Below are 14,159 nucleotides of genomic sequence, written 5' to 3'. Positions count from 1 at the left end.
GCGCACGTCAGGGGCGGGCGGGCAGCAGTACGGAGGAGTCCGGCTCCCGTTGGGTGCCGAAGCCGCCGACGACGGCGAGCCGGTCCAGGTCGACGACCGCGATGCGGTCGGTGTCCAGCAGGGACACGTACGCCAGCGGCTCGGTGGGGTGGAGCGACACGGCCGAAGGTGTGCCGTCGAGCCGGAGGGAGCGGATCGGCCGCAGGCCGGTGCTCCAGACGGTCAGGGTCTTGGCGGTGATGTCCGTCGCCAACAGCCGTTCGTCGTCGAGGGTGTAGACCCGCAGCGGGTCTCCGCCCGTCTTCCTGCTGTGCCGCACCTCCATGGTGCGCGCGTCGACCGCGACCAGGGCGGAGCTCTTGCGGGCTCCGACGAACAGCGTCTTCTCGTCCCGGCTCAGACAGCTGCTCTCGGGCAGTTGGCCGGGCGTCACCAGGAGCGGCGGCACGGCGGCGTCGTGCGGGCGCACGAGGCTCACCGTGTGAGACAACAGGCCGGTGACATAGGCCCGTTCGCCGTCGCGGCTGAGCGTGAACAGATGCGTCTTCACCCCGTGCGTGGGCACCGCCCGGGACGGCGCCTCGTCGGTGGCCGGGTCGTCGAAGCCCAGCAGGACCGCCTTCTCCTCGCTCAGGGCGTACAGCCGGTCGTCACGGTCGATCCCCATGCCGTGGATGCGGCGGAACGGCCGGGTGTCGATGGTCCGCGCCAGCGCCCGCTCGACGAGATCGATGACGAAGACCGCGGCGCCGCCCTCGCCCACCGTGGAGGCCATGCGGACGCCGTAGTGCCCGACGTAGGCGAACCGTCCGCGCGAGTCGACGACCATCTCGTGCGGGTAGTCGGGCAGCTGGACCGCCCCCAGCCGCCGCCCCGACGCGGCGTCGTAGAAGCCGACCGCGTGGCTGCTCTTCTCCACCACCACGAGCGTGTCACCCTCCGCAGCCCGGGAGGCACCCCGGGCCGGCGTGGCCGCCCCACTCGCCAGCACCCCCGCGCCCGCCGCCTTGATCACCGTACGACGCGTCACCACAGCCCCTCACCCCTCGCCTCGATCCCTCGACCGCCGTCGTGCGCTACGGACACGAGGCCACGGCCCTCGCCCGTAGCGCACGAGCCTGGTGGACGAGTGCCGAGGCGTCCAGTGCCACGACAGTCCCAGGGGGCACACGCGGGGGGGCACCGCGGGTTCCTCACTCGGGGACGGGGATCCGCGGGGACAACGCAGCTCACGACGTATGCACAGGTCAGCGAATCATGCGCCGCCAGCCTCTCCATCCATCTACATCATCCGGTGTCGCCCCGCCCCTGCTCCTCGACGGCCAAGGCCGTCCGCGGGCTCTCCCTCAACTCGGGCAGCGGCATCCACCGCTTCGGCAACGACATGCGCGGCACCTGCTCCGGCAGTGGCGGCACCGGCATTGAGGACTCCTCAACGCCACCGAACACCATCGCCACCGACATCCACTGCACAGCCCCTCCCCGACATTCGGTCGGCGTACCGTGGGCAGCGTGGCTACCGAAGATCTGGGGCGCACCCTGCGCCGTCTGCGTCGCTTGGCTTCGCTGAGTCAAGAGGAGTTGGCCGAGCGATCGTCCGTATCCGTCGACGTGATCCGCCAGCTCGAGCAGAGGCGGAAGCATTCGGCGCGCCTGCCCACGCTGCATGCCCTGGCGAACGGCCTCGGTGTGGAGCTGACCACGCTTCTGGGAGACCCACCCGCGGTTTCATCCTCGGGTGAGAACGACGGACCGCGCTTCGTGGCAATGCGCCGCGCCATCATGCCCGCGCTCTGGGGACCGGAGTTGGAGCCGCCCCTGCCTGGCTTCTCGATGGCACGACTGCGTGAGCAGATCGCAGACGGCTGGACGCAATACCACGCCGCGGAGTTCGACACGGTGATGAAGGCCCTGCCGGATCTGATCTGGGACGCGCGCTCAGCTGCGGCATCGAACGACGCCGCAAACCGCGGAGCCGGTTTCGCGGCGCTGGGCAAAGCGCTCCAGCTAGCCGGGCACGTCGCCGTGCGGATGGGCAAGACCGACCTCGCCCTCATCAGCCTGGAGCGGGCGACAGACGCTGCTCGACAGTCCTCCGACCAGCTGCTCCTGCCAATGATCGTCAACTCCACTGCGTGGACCTACCAGCGGCAAGGACGCCTGGAGGACGCTCTCGGTATCGCGCTCCATGCCGCCGCCGACATGGCAGACGCAGGTCACACCGGCACAGCTGATGGCTTGAAGGTCTGGGGTGCACTGACGATGAGCGCCGCCACGTCAGCCGCGCGAAGCGGCGACTACGAGCGCGCGGCCGCGATGATGGAGACGGCGGAGAAGGAAGCCGCCCGGGTATCCAAGCTTCCTGACAGCGGCGATAACCGCATGGTCAGCGTCTTCAGCCCGTCGTCGGTCCGTATCGAACGCGTCCGCCTGGCCGTCCAGTACGCCCACCCTGAAGACGCGTTGAAGCTGGCCAAAGGGATGCGGCTGTCGAAGGACACACCGCCGTCCTGGCGAACGTGGCTGCTGCTCGATGTGGCGCGGGCCCATACCGATGTTGGGGATGCCGCCGGGGCGGTGAAGACCTTGGAGTCCTTGCACCGGGCCGCGCCGACGTGGATGCGCCATCACACGCTGGCGGTGGCCATCGTCCGGGACCTGTGGGCTCTGCCCAACCACCCGCAGGGACTGCGCTCGTTGGCGGAATTTCTGGGCGTCGCCGATTAGCCTCGCAAAAGTAGGACGCTACGCCCCTGGGACTGTGCGTAGCGGGTCGGTTGCATGTCGAGATGACAGTGCCCCGGCGGCCGTGTGGCCGGCCCCGGGGTATGGCCGACTACCGAGGAGTCGACATGGGCGAGATTACGGCCCCCGTGCCAGCACCGAGAAGCAACCCCCAAGCGCAGCCCCCGCTGACCGGGCAGGAACTCCTGGCAGCCGCCTGCTGTCTGGCAGAAGCCGGCCCCAACCCGGGCACGGTGTGGGAGGCCTGGGAGAGGTACGGCGTCGCGCTGCTGCCGCTCGGCCGTCGTTTCGACGCGGTCCGCGTCCCGGCCGAGCAGATCCGCGACGTGGTGGGCAGCGACGAGGCGGACACGGTGGCCACCGTGCTGCGCGCCCGGCTGGACGGCCCGGTGATCCGCGACTTCCGCAGCAGCCTCGGCCCCTACTACATGCTCATCGCACCCGGCACCGACGGAGACGGCCCCGCCGAGCGGCTCACCACCGGCACCTACCTCGGCGTCCCGCGTCCCGGCCACGCGACCATGCTCTCCCGCTGGGTGGTCCTGCCGCCGTACCCCGGCGCCCTGTGCGACACCCAGCACGTACGCACCCTGCTCGCGGCCTCCCTCAGGACGGTCCGATGACGACCGGGACCGCCGACCGTGACGACTACGACTACCCCGACCTGTACGGCGCCTACCGCGCCCACCTCGACACCTGCCCCCTCATCCACACCGGCCTCCTCACCAACTGCGTCGAAGGCGCCCGCCTGGCCGCCGCCTGGCTGGAGGAGGACTGGCCCGGCTACGGAGCCGCCGGAACCACCCCACGCTTCTACTGGGCGGAGCGGACTCGTGCCTGACGCAACCCACGGCCTGCTCCTGGCCGTAGTGCCCGCCCTGAGCACCCTCTGCCCGGAGCAGCGCTCCGGCGCCGTGTGCGTATGGTGCCCGCGCGCGCTGCCACCCGGCGAAGGCATCGACCTCAGCCCTGCTGGCCGTCTGCGTGCCCTGCCACACCGTCCAGGCCCGGGCCCGGGCGACCTACCTCGACTGGTACGACCACGGCATCACCTGCCTGCACTGCCCCCTCGGCCCCTGCCGGCGCGGCCAGGCCCTGGCCGTCCAGCACCAGGCCGCGCGCGAGCGGGCCGGGAAACCCGAGCTGTCGTGCGTGGGCTGCCGCACCCCCATCGCCCCCGGCGAGGTGATCCGCCCCCACCTCTGGCAGGGCCTGAGCGGGCCCGTGTACAGCTACCTCCACGCCCGCCGGTGCCTGGCCTCCGCGAGCCGCCCGATGGCGCCGTAGCCGCGGGGGCGGAGTAATGTCCGTCCACCGCGCTCGCTCTGCGCTCGGCCCGAAGCCGAGGAGGACCCATGTGGTCGACCCTCATAAGGGAGCGCGGACCTGGTCACGGCGGACCTCTGCCGCCGTGAGGCGGTCTGCCCGGGTGGCTCCCGGGCAGCCCGCCAGTGGTGTGCGTCAGATGGGACGTCAGATGCCGAAGGGCGCGGCGTAGCGGACCGTGCCGCTCGGCAGCGGGTGGCCGGCGTCGAGGGTGAGGGCCATCAGGGCCTCGTCCGGTACCTCGATGCTCAGCCCGATGCCGTGCGCGGACGCGCGGGTGAAGCCGAACCGCGGGTAGTAGGGCGGGTGTCCGAGGACGACGACGAAGTGCTCGCCCATGTCCTTGGCGGCCTTGAGCGCGGCGCGGATGCTTGCCGAGCCGGCGCCGGTGTTCTGGTACTCGGGCCGGACGGCCACGGGAGCCAGGCACAGAGCCGGGGTGTCGTCGATGTGACAGCGGGTCAGCAGCGCGTGCCCGATGAGCTTGCCCTCGTCGTCGGTGGTGACGATGGACAGGCCCTCGATCCAGGAGGAGTCGGCGCGCAGGGCGTCGACGAGGTCGGCCTCCAACGGGGTGTCGAAGGCGGCGAGGTTGATGGCACGGATGGCGGGGATGTCGGCGTTGGTCTCGGCTCGGGTGAGCCACTGACGACGGGTGCTCATGATGGGATCACGTTCCGTTTCACGGTGAGTTCTTGCTGTTGATCAGGGGCTTCCCGTACGGCGATGACGTACGGCAAGCGGGTTGGAGAGGGGGGTGGGGTGGGTGACGGGCGGGCCCCTGCCTCGGGGCGCCGGTGGCACGGCTACTGCTGCTGGTCGAAGAAGCGCCGGGTGGCCCGTTGGTGACGGGTGATCGACTTGTGGAGTTCCGACCGCTTGCCGGTGGGCCGCGCGGACGCGCGGGCGGCGACCCAGACGCTCTCGCGCTGCAACTTGCGGTATCCGGCCAGGCGGCGCTCGCTCAACTGCCCACTGGCGATGGCTTCCTGTACGGCGCACCCGGGCTCGGAGCCATGGGCGCAGTCGCGGAAGGCGCAGCCCCGCGCGTACTCCTGGATCTCAGCGAACACCTGCTCCACGGCCTCGGCGGCGTCCTGGAGGCCGATGCCGCGCAGACCGGGGGTGTCGATCAGGACGCCTCCGCCGGGCAGGACCAGCAGCTCGCGGTGGACGGTGGTGTGCCGCCCCTTGCCGTCCGCCGCGCGCACCGAACCGGTGATCATGTGGTCCTGGCCCAACAGGGCGTTGGCCAGCGTGGACTTGCCCGCGCCGGAGGGGCCCAGCAGGACCGTCGTACCGGTGACGGTGGCGGCCAGGACGTCCAGGCCTTCGCCCGTCGTGGAACTGGTGGCGACGATGTCGACGCCCGGCGCTAGGCCGGTGACCTCGGCGTGCGCGGCCGCGCGGTCATCAGCCAGGTCCAGCTTGGTCAGGGCGATGACGGGGCGCGCGCCGCTGTCCCAGGCGAGCGCGAGCAGGCGCTCGATCCGCCCGGCCTTGAGCGCGTCGGCCAGGGAGACGGCGACCACGACGGTGTCGACGTTCGCGGCCAGCACCTGCCCGCGGGACGTGCGGTCGGCGCCCGCCCGGGTGATGGCACTGCGCCGGGGCAACAGCGCCACCAGCTCGGGCTCCGGCCCCGGGCGCAGGGCCGCCCAGTCTCCGGTGCACACGGCCTGCGCCGGATCGCTGTGACCCGAATCGCGGCTCGCGGCCCGAACAAGGCCGACAGCGGTCAGGACGTCACAACGGCCGCGGTCCACACGCACCACCCGTGCCGGTACCAGACCGGCCGCGGCGTGCTCGGTGAACAACGCGTCGAACGAGGCGTCCCAGCCCAGCGCGGACAGCACTGACGGCGAGGACACAGAAGAGGGGGACGCCGACGGGAACGGGAACCGGAACTGGAACGGCGACGGCGACGGCGACGGCGACGGCGACGGCGACGGCGACGAAAAAGAAGATGAACTCAGGGAAGACACGTGGAACCCTTGCGAGAAGGGGCCCCATCAGAACGCGGGAACAACCACCGGGCGAGCGGGAGCGCTCACAGCACGGGTGGAAGGGATACGACGGTCAGACCGGGCCCGGGACGTGAGGATGGTCCGGCGGGCGCTGCGCACGGCAGCGGTCTTCACCGCAGTCATCAACCTCACCTCCCTCTCACTCAAAAACCGGGTCAAACGCGAACGAAAAGAACATTAACACACTGCCGTAGGCCGGGGTAGGCAGTCGTAGACCGGCTCCGCGCCCGACGCCACGTGCGCCAGGCGCCGACACCGCCGCCGGGATCAGAGCACGAAGACGCTCTGAGCCGTCTCCGTGTGGTACGTCTCGCCCGGGTAGACCAGCCACTCCACCGGCCCCGCACAGTCCGGCCCGGAATGGACCTCGGCGATGGCGTCCGTGTAGTTGCCCACCGACGTGGGGAAGGAGTCAACGGCGTAGCAGCCGCTGGGGTCTTCGTACGCGACACCGTTGACGACGAGGAGACCTTCCGCGGCGTAGGCCGAGCCGGACGTCGCGACGGCCAAGGTCGCCGCGGCCGCCAGCGCGCCCAGGGTCACGGCCATGCGTCGCATCATGTTGAGATCCTCTCCGTGGTGCGGATCGCGCTCATGAGGCGACCCGCGATCATCACGGAAAGTACCGGATTTACAGCGGTACGTGTCCGGCGCGTTGGCGCACACCTCGTGGGCCACGCGCGCCGACCGCCCGCCGTCCGTCCGCATCAGCACCGCACGTACCCATGGGCCGGGGCCGCCTCGCCCACCGTCGCTCATCTGCACGACGAAGGAGAAGAGCGGAGGCGGGGGCAGCGGTCAGCAGTCAGTGCTGGATGAGGCCGCCGATCGGCACGGCAGGGACGTGGCCGGTCGCCGGAGCGGTCCGCGCCAGGTCCAGCCCTACGTCGACCAGCGACGACCGGCGCAGTCCAGCGACGTCGAGGAGGGGAGTCCAGACCGACTCGGCGATGTCACCGTGCGGCTCGGGCCGGAGCCTGCCGCCGGTGATATGGACTCGGTAGAAGACGCCGACGTTCTGGTGCTCGACACCGGCACGGGCTTCGGCCGCGGGGATCACCCTGGAGTCCACGCCCAGCAGCCGTTCGACCACTGCTTCGCAGCCGGTCTCCTCGGCGAACTCCCGCACCACCGCGTCGAACGGATCCTCCGCGTGCTCCACCCTCCCGCCCGGAAGCGTCCAGGTGGAGTCACCCTCCGCGGAAACGTGACGGGCGAGCAGCACCCGCCCGCCCTTGACGCACACGGCGTACGCCGCCAACCGGAAACTCAATCCCCCACCTCCCGGCGGACTTTGCCCCGCCCTCACCGCGGCCTTCGCGAGTACGGGCGGCGGTGCCGGATGCGCAGCCACCGGACACAGGACCCCGGGGTCAGGTGATGGTGAGCGTCCCGTCGGCCTGGTAGGCCGCCAGCGTGCCCGTCGTTCCCGGTTGCGCCAGTGGCTGCGAGGCCAGCCCGTCGGCGCAGGTGACGAGGCGGCTGACCTCGTCGGAGGCCTGGGAGTCGAGTTGGCCGAGCAGTTCGACCGCGCGGGGGACCACCCGGGCGAGGGTGTCCTGCACGCAGTACCGGACGTACAGCGAATCGGCGAGCGTCGACTCGTCCGGGCCGTCGGCGTCGATCCGGTGGGCGACGCCCTCCGCGGCCGCCATCGCGCCCTCGGCCTCCGTGAGCAGCCGGACCCGCTCGGACTCGGGCACCCGGTCGTCGCGCAGCACCCGTTCGACCAGCGCGCTGGCCGCCCCGAGGTGGCTGCCGGTCATCAGCAGCTGGTACCAGGCGAAACCCCCGGTCAGCAGTGCGTCCAGGTGCCCGCCGAGGTCCGAGGTGCGGAGCAGCAGCTCCGGCGGCACCACGACGTCGTCGAGGGTGACCTGCTCGCCCTCCGGGCCGACACTCACGCCCTCGCTTTCCGCGGGCACCAGGGCCACCGCCGTCTCCTCCCCCGCCCCGTCCGGGCGGGGGACGGTGACACAGGCGATGAGCAGGTCCATCGCGTGGGCCAGACTCCGCGGGCGCGTCACCCCTCTGACCCGCACCCCGTCGGGCACCTCCGTGGCGGTCATCGAGGGCGAGAGGACACCGGCACCGGAGCACTCCTCAGCGAAGCCGAAGGCCGCGAGGTCGTTCGTCGACGCCACGCCCTCGACGAGCATCGACACCATGCTGCCCTCGGTGCTCAGAGCGGCCAGGGCGGCCATCGAGAAGTGGTGCATGGCGGTGGCCACGGCCAGCGACGGCGCCCTGCTGCCCAGCGCGCGCTGCACCCGCAGCGCGTCCACCGCGGTGGCCCCTCGCCCCCGGGAGTCGGCAGGCACCAGCAGCCCGGGGGCGCCGCTGTCACGGAAGAGCCGGAGGCCGACATCGCCCGGGCCCTCCAACTCCAGAAGAGACAGCTTCCGCAGGCTCTCGTCCAACTCCGGCAGCAGCTTCGCCACAGTGGCGCGTTCCCGCTCCAGAAAGCGCATGGCCCTCCCTCACTCCCCCACGACGACCACCCGGGCCGTCGGCCCCCACCACCCTTGTGAAGCAGGGTACTTGGGCTGCGCAGCGCGTGCGGGGCACGCTTCGGCCCTCACCACGGCCCGCCGCTGGAGGGGGCGGTGAGGGTGACAGGGAGGCTGTACATGCCGTCCAGGCGCAGGGAGGTCCGTCGGCGCAGCCGGTGCGGCGGGACGGCGAGGGCGAGGTGGGTGCGGCGGGCCGGGTCGTGGTGGGCGGAGGCGAGGGCCAGGACGACCGTTCCGCCCGCGGGGACCGGTGTACCGGCGATGGGGAGGTCCTCGCGAGCGTGACGGGTGGCCATGGAGGTGGGTGCGCGGTGGCGCAGGATCTCCTCGATCGCCGCGGGCAGCAGGGCTGGAGCGGCGCGCAGGGCGCGGGCCTGGTCGGGGTGGTCCAGGAGCAGAAGGGTGCCGCGCGTGATGACGTGCGCGGTGTTCTCGATCCCGGCCCACCACAGTTGGAAGGCCAGGGCGAGGAGCTCGTCCTCGCCGATGGTCCGGTGGCGGTCCCGGCGGGTGGTCCAGGCCGACAGCACGTCGTCCCCGGGGTGTCGGCGGCGGACGGGGATGAGGTCGGCCAGGAGCCGGTGCACGTGACAGACGGCGTTGTGGAGCTGCTCAGGGTGGGCGTGGGTGAGCATCGTGTGCGTGTGGCGGGCAGGCTCGGCCCGCCGCCGGTGGGGGACGCCCAGCAGGTCGGCGGTCACCGTCAGCGGCAGTGGGATCCCGAAGCGGGCCATCAGGTCCGTGCGCCGGTGCGCTACGAGGTCGGCGGCCAGCCGCGCGGCGACGTACTCCACCCGGGCGCGCCGGGTGTCGGCCCACCGGACGGTGAACTCCGGCGCGGCGAACCGCTGCAGCCGCGCGTGGTCGGCTCCGTCCCGGTTGAGCGGGTGGCCCTCCAGCACGGCAGGCAGGGCGAAACCCGTGGGACAGGCGGCGTGGGCCCGGTCGGCACCCAGCCTCCGGTCCACCAGCCCCGCCCGGACCTCGGCCTCCCCTACAACGAGCCAGACGGGCACGCCGTCGGCCGACCGGAGCCGGTGCACCGGCCCTTGAGCCCTCAGCCGCCCCCGCGCGGCCTGCCGACCCCAACCGGCAAGCGCGGTGCTTCCCACCCCCTGCACGCCACATGCATTCCTCTCCACGGGCGCACGGGCGCGCGAGCGGAGGCGCTTGCGTCCGACCACTGCGCCGACGTCACCATCAGACTGGTGAGGCCGCCGAGCAGCCCGGCGGCGCCCAGCGGTCCCGGCCGGGAAGCAGCGGGGGCCCCGGCGGAAGCGGTGGGATCTAGACGGGCGGCCGAGGCCGCCGAGAGGGAGCGCGCATGACGTCTGTCAGCGAGGTCGGTCGCCTGGCCGCCCGAGCCCATGCCGGGCAGGTCGACAAGATCGGCGTGCCGTACGTCGAACACGTCCGCGCCGTGGCCGCGGGACTCGGCCCGTGGGGCGAGCAGCTGGTCATGGCGGGCTTGCTCCACGACGTCCTCGAGGACACCGACTGGACCGCTCAGAGGCTGCGCGAGGCCGGGGTTCCGGCCCGGGTGGTCGAGATCGTCGAGGCGGTGACGAACGTGCCCGGCATGCCGTACGAGGAGAAGATCGCACGCATCGCCGCCGACCCTCAGGCGGCCCTGGTGAAGATCGCTGACAACGCGCACAACTCACGCCCGGACCGCGCCGCCCAGCTGCCGTCGGACAAGCGGGAGCGCCTCGCCGCGAAGTACCGCTCCGCCCGGGCACAGCTGTGGCGGGCCGCGCGCCCGGAGGACATCGAGACGATCGTCCGCATCGTCAACCCGGCGCTGCTCGCGGAGCTGGTCGAGCGAGCACGCCGCGACGCTGGACCGCCACCCTTCAGGCGAGCCGGGCCCTGAGCCGAGGGTCTCGGGCGGTAGGGACCCACACTCCGGGACTTGTCGTTTTTCGATATGTTCACCTAGGCTGGAACATATCGAAAAACGATAGAGAAGGTGGATGGTGGACACACGTCTGACCCGGACCGTGGGCTCGGGATCCATGCTGCTGGCCGTGGTGTTCGGGCTGGCCTTCGCCGCCCGGAGCACGTTGCGCCTGTTCGACGACGGGACCGTGTGCGCGAAGACCGGGTTCTGGGTCAACGCGAAACTGGAGGGCGGCCTGCCGGTCGGGGCGGGCGTCGAGGCGTCCAGCAGCCAGGCGAACCTGTGCCAGCAGGATCCCTCGTTCGCCCAGCGAGCGGCCGGAGTGGGGGACGAGCTGACGTGGGGCCTGTTCGCGGCGGTGGCGCTGGTGATGTTCGCCCTGCTGCTGAAGGCGATCGTCAAGAACGGGCCGTTCACGAACGCCGCGGCCCAGCATCTGACGCGGCTGGGCTGGGTGGTGACCCTGGGCGCGCCGCTGGCGTCACTGGTCACCGGATGGTCCCACGCATGGCTGGTGGACAGCATGGCGCCCACGGTGGGAATCGACGTGCACGCGGACGGACCGCTGGAGCTCGTCGTGGCGGGTCTGGCCGCCCTGATCCTCGGTAAGATCATGCGTCAGGGCGTGGCCATGCGGGAGGACCTCGAAGGGACGGTGTGATGGCCGAGGAGGAACTCCACTCCATCCACATCCACCTGGACCGTCTGCTGGCCGAGCGCGGCATGACCCTCACCGAACTGTCGGCGCAGGTGGGCATCACCGTGGTGAACCTGTCCATCCTCAAGAACGGCCGCGCCAAAGCGATCCGCTTCTCCACCCTGTCGAAGATCTGCGACGTCCTGCACTGCCAGCCAGGGGACCTGATCACCCATCATCCCGCCGGCCCCGCCTGACCTCGCTGTGCGGCGGGCTCGGCGCGAAGGCGCCGGGTCGAGCGCGCACCCACCGGAAGGCGCGGCCTCCCCCTGGATTCCCCTTGGAATCCACCTGCTGGATCCCGGTGTACGATCTTCACGTAACTCCGGTGCACAGCACGGGAGTCACGCGTCTGTGGTCCAAGGAAAGACGTCCATCATCCGATGGGAAATGCAGGTGCAAGGCCTGCCGGGCGCTCCCCACGATGGCCCCCTCCGCGGAGGGGGCCATCGCCGTTTCCGGGTGCCGGTCCGAATCGGCCTGCGATCAGCCCTCCAGCGCCATGTAGAGGCGGGTGCCCCGAGGGCGGAAGCCGACGCGTTCGTAGACCCTGCGGGAGCCCTCTCCCCCGTACTCCAGCCACACCGAGTCCGCGCCCTTGGCGAACACGGCATCGGCCAGGGACGCGGTGACGGCCGCGGCCACGCCCCGGCCCCGATGGGCGGGGCGGGTCCCCACACCGGCCAGCTCGGCGGTGCCCACCGCGAGTGCCGAGCAGGAGGCGGCCCCCGCGCACCCGTGGTCGGCGGACCGTACGAAGCGGACCTCGCCGCCGCCCTCCTGCGTGCGCCGCAACAGGGCCGCGCCCTGCGGACTCGGCGGGAACTCCCCGCCGTACGCCTCGGACAGCGCGATGTCGATGGCGGTGAAGTCGGCGTCCGTGACGGGGGCTTCGACGACGAGGTGCCCGTCGGGGAGGCCCTCGCGGGTGTCCGGGGTACACACCAGGTACGTGTGCACGGCCTCCGTGGTGAAGCCCGCCCGGCGCAGTGCAGGCGCCACCTCGGGCGCCGCGTGCGGCGCGAATTCCAGACGCGGCTTGAGACCGCGCTCGCGGAACACTCCGATCAGGGCCGCGATGTCGTGCTCGGTGGGCCGGGCGCCGGGCAAGGGGGTCGCGTAGTTCACGTACGCGCTGGTGGTCGTGGGGTCGATGCCCACGACGAAGCCGCCGGTCTCGATGGCCTGGGGTCGGCGGCGCAGGTTGATGACGGTGAAATTCTGGACGTCGATGTCCATGACGATGATGACCTCACGCAAAAGGCATGGCGAAGCGCGCTCGCACCGCCGAGGCGGATCATGGAGTCGCGCGGGGACGTGGTCGCGGTGCGTGGGCACCGCGTCGTCGGGCCGCCGTGAGGATCGCGGATGCGACACCGGGAATCCTGCCGCCCTGGGGCAGCGGGCTCAGTGCCGTCGGCGGCCGCTGGGGGACGCCGTGATCAAAGGCTTCAGTCCTTTGTGGTGAGGGGCAGACAAGTGCGGTCACACCGTACATCACGGAGCCGCGACTCCGGGATGCCTGCCGCGCACACCGGAGTTGGTCACCTCCGGGCGGTGCCGGCGCGGGGGCGTACCGCCCGGAGGTGGCGGGAGACGGCGCGGCTAGAGGCCCACGTCGCGGCTGCGGATGTCCTCCAGGGACTCGCGGCGGATGAGGACGCGGGCGCGGTCGTCGCGTACGGCGATCAGCGGCGGTCGTCCCACCAGGTTGTAGCCGGAGGCCATCGACAGGTGGTACGCCCCGGCGACGGGCACGGCGAGCAGGTCGCCCGCGCCCACGTCGTCGGGGAGCTCGACGTCGTCGGCCACCACGTCACCCGCTTCGCAGTGCCGGCCCACGACCGTGACCCGGGTCCGGGTCGCGCTGCCGCGACGGCCGACCAGGCGGGGCGCGTACCGCACTCCGTACAGCGCGGGCCTGGGGTTGTCGCTCATGCCGCCGTCGACGGCGACGAACGTACGGCCGCCGGTGTGCTTGACCGTCACGACGCGGTAGAGGGCGATGCCCGCCGGGCCCGCGACGGCCCTGCCCGGCTCGACGAGCAGACGGGGCACGGCGAGTCCGGCCCGCGCGCAGGAATCGGCCAGTTCGGCGCGGACCTCGCGGGCCAGTACGGCGACGTCGAGAGACTCTTCGCCGGGGCGGTAGGCGATGCCGTGGCCGCCGCCGAGGTCGAGCTCCGGCAGGACCACGCCGTGCTGCTCGTACAGAAGGGCCATCAGGCCCACCATGCGCCGCACCGCCGCCAGGTACGGCTCCACATCGGTGATCTGCGAGCCCAAGTGGCAGTGCAGGCCGGTCAGTTCCAGCTGCGGCTGGTCGAGGATGCGGGCGATGGCGTGCTGGGCGCAGCCGTCGGAGACGGACAGGCCGAACTTCTGGTCGTCCGTGCCCGTGCGGATCTTCTCGTGGGCTCCGGCGCTGACGCCGGGCACCACGCGGACCATCACCTTCTGGTGTCCGCCGGTGCCGACCGCCGCGGCGAGCCGGGCGATCTCCGACGGGCTGTCGATGACGATCCGGCCGACGCCGAACCACAGGGCCTTCTTCAGGTCGTGCGGTGTCTTGGCGTTGCCGTGCAGGAGGATCCGCTCCGGCGGGAACCCGGCGGCGACCGCGAGTTCCAGCTCGCCCGCGGAGCAGACGTCGAGCCCGAGGCCCTCCTCCTGTACCCAACCGGCCATGGCCCGGCACAGGAAGGCCTTGGCCGCGTAGTGGACCTCGGCCTCGGGGAAGGCATCACGGTAGCTGCGGCAGCGTCGGCGGACCTCGCCCTCGTCGAGGACGTACACCGGTGTCCCGAAGCGGTCGGCGACCTCCGCGAGCGGTACGCCGCCGACGCTCAGGTCGCCCGGGTGGGGTTCGGCGGTGGAGGCGGGCCACACCGACAGCTCATCGGCCGGGGTGGTGACGGCTGGTTCGTGAACGATGGTCATCGTGGCGCCCC

18 protein-coding genes are annotated in these 14,159 nt (G+C 71.8%); 8 read left to right on the top strand and 10 right to left on the bottom strand.

The annotated features are described in order from the left end of the window. Window positions 1–7: 7 nt before the first annotated feature. Window positions 8–1,030, bottom strand: a complete 1,023-nt coding sequence (locus tag AC5WAM_RS39270) for a YncE family protein (protein ID WP_366792846.1) — start codon at window positions 1,028–1,030, stop codon at window positions 8–10. Between the two features lie 257 nt (window positions 1,031–1,287). Continuing rightward, window positions 1,288–1,422 carry a hypothetical protein gene (locus tag AC5WAM_RS39265; protein WP_495520572.1) on the bottom strand — a complete coding sequence of 45 codons (135 nt, stop codon included), beginning with the start codon at window positions 1,420–1,422 and terminating at the stop codon, window positions 1,288–1,290. Between the two features lie 90 nt (window positions 1,423–1,512). Between AC5WAM_RS39265 and AC5WAM_RS39260 the strand changes: the two genes are divergently transcribed. The 4 genes from AC5WAM_RS39260 (at window position 1,513) to AC5WAM_RS39245 (ending at window position 4,032) form a co-directional block, all read left to right on the top strand. Next, window positions 1,513–2,727: a helix-turn-helix domain-containing protein gene (locus tag AC5WAM_RS39260; RefSeq protein WP_495520571.1), complete on the top strand. Its 1,215-nt coding sequence runs from the start codon at window positions 1,513–1,515 to the stop codon at window positions 2,725–2,727. A 146-nt stretch (window positions 2,728–2,873) separates the two neighbouring features. Next, entirely contained in the window at window positions 2,874–3,368 is a 495-nt protein-coding gene (locus AC5WAM_RS39255) for a hypothetical protein (protein WP_495520570.1), read from the top strand. Then, entirely contained in the window at window positions 3,365–3,586 is a 222-nt protein-coding gene (locus tag AC5WAM_RS39250; RefSeq protein ID WP_495520569.1) for a hypothetical protein, read from the top strand. The genes AC5WAM_RS39255 and AC5WAM_RS39250 overlap by 4 nt, the downstream gene beginning before the upstream one ends. A gap of 143 nt (window positions 3,587–3,729) precedes the next feature. Further along, a complete protein-coding gene (locus tag AC5WAM_RS39245) occupies window positions 3,730–4,032 on the top strand; it encodes a hypothetical protein (protein WP_495520568.1) in 303 nt (100 codons plus the stop codon). Window positions 4,033–4,218: 186 nt separating this feature from the next. Here AC5WAM_RS39245 and AC5WAM_RS39240 read toward each other — a convergent pair whose 3' ends face one another. Then, window positions 4,219–4,734 carry a GNAT family N-acetyltransferase gene (locus AC5WAM_RS39240; protein WP_495520567.1) on the bottom strand — a complete coding sequence of 172 codons (516 nt, stop codon included), beginning with the start codon at window positions 4,732–4,734 and terminating at the stop codon, window positions 4,219–4,221. A 143-nt stretch (window positions 4,735–4,877) separates the two neighbouring features. Continuing rightward, window positions 4,878–5,747 (bottom strand): ribosome small subunit-dependent GTPase A, encoded by an 870-nt coding sequence (gene rsgA / locus AC5WAM_RS39235; protein ID WP_495520566.1) that lies wholly within the window; start codon window positions 5,745–5,747, stop codon window positions 4,878–4,880. A 133-nt stretch (window positions 5,748–5,880) separates the two neighbouring features. On the opposite strand from rsgA, the gene AC5WAM_RS39230 reads away from it, so the two are divergent. Further along, entirely contained in the window at window positions 5,881–6,279 is a 399-nt protein-coding gene (locus AC5WAM_RS39230; RefSeq protein ID WP_495520565.1) for a hypothetical protein, read from the top strand. 86 nt (window positions 6,280–6,365) lie between these two features. Here AC5WAM_RS39230 and AC5WAM_RS39225 read toward each other — a convergent pair whose 3' ends face one another. The 4 genes from AC5WAM_RS39225 to AC5WAM_RS39210 all read right to left on the bottom strand — a co-directional run bounded on the left by AC5WAM_RS39225 (window position 6,366) and on the right by AC5WAM_RS39210 (window position 9,513). Next, window positions 6,366–6,647, bottom strand: a complete 282-nt coding sequence (locus AC5WAM_RS39225) for a hypothetical protein (RefSeq protein ID WP_495520564.1) — start codon at window positions 6,645–6,647, stop codon at window positions 6,366–6,368. Between the two features lie 256 nt (window positions 6,648–6,903). Beyond that, window positions 6,904–7,371: an NUDIX hydrolase gene (locus AC5WAM_RS39220; RefSeq protein WP_495520563.1), complete on the bottom strand. Its 468-nt coding sequence runs from the start codon at window positions 7,369–7,371 to the stop codon at window positions 6,904–6,906. A gap of 100 nt (window positions 7,372–7,471) precedes the next feature. Next, the gene (locus tag AC5WAM_RS39215) at window positions 7,472–8,569 is read right to left on the bottom strand and encodes an acyl-CoA dehydrogenase family protein (RefSeq protein WP_495520562.1); all 1,098 of its coding nucleotides are present in this window, start codon (window positions 8,567–8,569) and stop codon (window positions 7,472–7,474) included. A gap of 107 nt (window positions 8,570–8,676) precedes the next feature. Further along, a complete protein-coding gene (locus AC5WAM_RS39210) occupies window positions 8,677–9,513 on the bottom strand; it encodes a cytochrome P450 (RefSeq protein WP_495520561.1) in 837 nt (278 codons plus the stop codon). Between the two features lie 422 nt (window positions 9,514–9,935). Between AC5WAM_RS39210 and AC5WAM_RS39205 the strand changes: the two genes are divergently transcribed. The 3 genes from AC5WAM_RS39205 (at window position 9,936) to AC5WAM_RS39195 (ending at window position 11,405) form a co-directional block, all read left to right on the top strand. Next, window positions 9,936–10,484: an HD domain-containing protein gene (locus AC5WAM_RS39205; RefSeq protein WP_495520560.1), complete on the top strand. Its 549-nt coding sequence runs from the start codon at window positions 9,936–9,938 to the stop codon at window positions 10,482–10,484. Window positions 10,485–10,584: 100 nt separating this feature from the next. Next, window positions 10,585–11,172: a DUF2975 domain-containing protein gene (locus AC5WAM_RS39200; protein WP_366793942.1), complete on the top strand. Its 588-nt coding sequence runs from the start codon at window positions 10,585–10,587 to the stop codon at window positions 11,170–11,172. Beyond that, the gene (locus AC5WAM_RS39195) at window positions 11,172–11,405 is read left to right on the top strand and encodes a helix-turn-helix domain-containing protein (RefSeq protein ID WP_366793941.1); all 234 of its coding nucleotides are present in this window, start codon (window positions 11,172–11,174) and stop codon (window positions 11,403–11,405) included. The genes AC5WAM_RS39200 and AC5WAM_RS39195 overlap by 1 nt, the downstream gene beginning before the upstream one ends. A 289-nt stretch (window positions 11,406–11,694) precedes the next feature. On the opposite strand, the gene AC5WAM_RS39190 is transcribed toward AC5WAM_RS39195, so the two are convergent. Then, the gene (locus AC5WAM_RS39190; RefSeq protein WP_495520559.1) at window positions 11,695–12,447 is read right to left on the bottom strand and encodes a GNAT family N-acetyltransferase; all 753 of its coding nucleotides are present in this window, start codon (window positions 12,445–12,447) and stop codon (window positions 11,695–11,697) included. A 366-nt stretch (window positions 12,448–12,813) separates the two neighbouring features. Then, on the bottom strand, window positions 12,814–14,148 hold the full coding sequence (gene lysA, locus AC5WAM_RS39185; RefSeq protein WP_495520558.1) for a diaminopimelate decarboxylase: 1,335 nt from the start codon (window positions 14,146–14,148) through the stop codon (window positions 12,814–12,816). Window positions 14,149–14,159: the final 11 nt, after the last annotated feature.

Source organism: Streptomyces sp. JLYT201 (assembly GCF_059448825.1).
The sequence above is the reverse complement of the archived record's forward strand: the minus strand, read 5'-3'. Positions and strand labels throughout refer to the sequence as shown.

Coding starts and splice junctions, on each gene's coding strand:
- AC5WAM_RS39265 (WP_495520572.1), bottom strand. CDS start 1,422: ATGCCGGTGCCGCCACTGCCGGAGCAGGTGCCGCGCATGTCGTTGCCG.
- AC5WAM_RS39250 (WP_495520569.1), top strand. CDS start 3,365: ATGACGACCGGGACCGCCGACCGTGACGACTACGACTACCCCGACCTG.
- AC5WAM_RS39240 (WP_495520567.1), bottom strand. CDS start 4,734: ATGAGCACCCGTCGTCAGTGGCTCACCCGAGCCGAGACCAACGCCGAC.
- AC5WAM_RS39225 (WP_495520564.1), bottom strand. CDS start 6,647: ATGGCCGTGACCCTGGGCGCGCTGGCGGCCGCGGCGACCTTGGCCGTC.
- AC5WAM_RS39215 (WP_495520562.1), bottom strand. CDS start 8,569: ATGCGCTTTCTGGAGCGGGAACGCGCCACTGTGGCGAAGCTGCTGCCG.
- AC5WAM_RS39205 (WP_495520560.1), top strand. CDS start 9,936: ATGACGTCTGTCAGCGAGGTCGGTCGCCTGGCCGCCCGAGCCCATGCC.
- AC5WAM_RS39200 (WP_366793942.1), top strand. CDS start 10,585: ATGGTGGACACACGTCTGACCCGGACCGTGGGCTCGGGATCCATGCTG.
- AC5WAM_RS39195 (WP_366793941.1), top strand. CDS start 11,172: ATGGCCGAGGAGGAACTCCACTCCATCCACATCCACCTGGACCGTCTG.
- AC5WAM_RS39190 (WP_495520559.1), bottom strand. CDS start 12,447: ATGGACATCGACGTCCAGAATTTCACCGTCATCAACCTGCGCCGCCGA.
- lysA (WP_495520558.1), bottom strand. CDS start 14,148: ATGACCATCGTTCACGAACCAGCCGTCACCACCCCGGCCGATGAGCTG.